General features: G+C 42.2%; 1 rRNA gene. It reads left to right on the top strand.

Features of this window, described 5'->3' with window-relative positions:
• Positions 1–1,778: ribosomal RNA gene (locus tag IEY70_RS21480) — 16S ribosomal RNA — on the top strand; the annotation flags it as partial.
• Positions 1,779–2,189 lie beyond the last annotated feature (411 nt).

Below are 2,189 nucleotides of genomic sequence, written 5' to 3'. Positions count from 1 at the left end.
TGTCTCAAAGATTAAGCCATGCATGTCTAAGTATAAGCAATTATACAGTGAAACTGCGAATGGCTCATTAAATCAGTTATCGTTTATTTGATAGTACCTTTACTACTTGGATAACCGTGGTAATTCTAGAGCTAATACATGCTAAAAATCCCGACTGTTTGGAAGGGATGTATTTATTAGATAAAAAATCAACGCACTTCGGTGCTCTTTGATGATTCATAATAACTTTTCGAATCGCATGGCTTTACGCTGGCGATGGTTCATTCAAATTTCTGCCCTATCAACTTTCGATGGTAGGATAGTGGCCTACCATGGTTTCAACGGGTAACGGGGAATAAGGGTTCGATTCCGGAGAGGGAGCCTGAGAAACGGCTACCACATCCAAGGAAGGCAGCAGGCGCGCAAATTACCCAATCCTGACACAGGGAGGTAGTGACAATACATAACGATACAGGGCCCTTTCGGGTCTTGTAATTGGAATGAGTACAATTTAAATACCTTAACGAGGAACAATTGGAGGGCAAGTCTGGTGCCAGCAGCCGCGGTAATTCCAGCTCCAAGAGCGTATATTAAAGTTGTTGCAGTTAAAAAGCTCGTAGTTGATCTTTGGGCTTGGCTGGCCGGTCCGTTTCTAACGAGTACTGGTTTTCAGCCGAGCCTTTCCTCCTGGTTAGCCTCTGTCGGCTTGTCCGGCAGTTGTGATCCAGGACTATTACTTTGAAAAAATTAGAGTGTTCAAAGCAGGCGTTTAGCTCGAATATATTAGCATGGAATAATGAAATAGGACGTATGGTTCTATTTTGTTGGTTTCTAGGACCATCGTAATGATTAATAGGGACGGTCGGGGGCATCAGTATTCAATTGTCAGAGGTGAAATTCTTGGATTTATTGAAGACTAACTACTGCGAAAGCATTTGCCAAGGACGTTTTCATTAATCAAGAACGAAAGTTAGGGGATCGAAGATGATCAGATACCGTCGTAGTCTTAACCATAAACTATGCCGACTAGGGATCGGGTGTTGTTCTTTTTTTTGACTCACTCGGCACCTTACGAGAAATCAAAGTTTTTGGGTTCTGGGGGGAGTATGGTCGCAAGGCTGAAACTTAAAGGAATTGACGGAAGGGCACCACCAGGAGTGGAGCCTGCGGCTTAATTTGACTCAACACGGGGAAACTCACCAGGTCCAGACACAATAAGGATTGACAGATTGAGAGCTCTTTCTTGATTTTGTGGGTGGTGGTGCATGGCCGTTCTTAGTTGGTGGAGTGATTTGTCTGCTTAATTGCGATAACGAACGAGACCTTAACCTACTAAATAGTACTGTTAGCTTTTTGCTGATATAGTTACTTCTTAGAGGGACTATCGATTTCAAGTCGATGGAAGTTTGAGGCAATAACAGGTCTGTGATGCCCTTAGACGTTCTGGGCCGCACGCGCGCTACACTGACGGAGCCAACGAGTACTATCCTTTGCCGAGAGGTATGGGTAATCTTGTGAAACTCCGTCGTGCTGGGGATAGAGCATTGCAATTATTGCTCTTCAACGAGGAATTCCTAGTAAGCGTAAGTCATCAGCTTGCGTTGATTACGTCCCTGCCCTTTGTACACACCGCCCGTCGCTAGTACCGATTGAATGGCTTAGTGAGGCCTCAGGATTGGTTTAAAGGAGGAGGCGACTCCACCTTGGAACCGAGAATCTGGTCAAACTTGGTCATTTAGAGGAACTAAAAGTCGTAACAAGGTTTCCGTAGGTGAACCTGCGGAAGGATCATTAATGTTTAATTTTGTTTTCTAGTGAAAGGCCTGCGCTTAACTGCGCGGCCCCCTAGAAACAAAAATTATACACATTGTTTTTTGTTTTGGTTCTTTCTTCGGAGAGGATCAAATTAAAAATTTAAAACTCTTCCTCTTCAATTTACTTTGAAAGGAAATGTATTTTTATTTATTTTTAGTCAATAACTTTTAAAATTAAAAAGTTTAAAACTTTCAGCAACGGATCTCTTGGTTCTCGCATCGATGAAGAACGCAGCGAATTGCGATAAGTAATGTGAATTGCAGATTTTCGTGAATCATCGAATCTTTGAACGCATATTGCACTCTATAGTATTCTATAGAGTATGCCTGTTTGAGCGTCATTTCATTCTAAAAACCTTTGGTTTTATTATTGGAAGTTTATGTTAGTTACTTTGT

Origin of the sequence: Deinococcus seoulensis (genome assembly GCF_014648115.1) — a bacterium.
GTDB classification, from domain to species: Bacteria; Deinococcota; Deinococci; order Deinococcales; family Deinococcaceae; genus Deinococcus; species Deinococcus seoulensis.
This window is presented reverse-complemented; position numbering and strand designations above follow the sequence as displayed.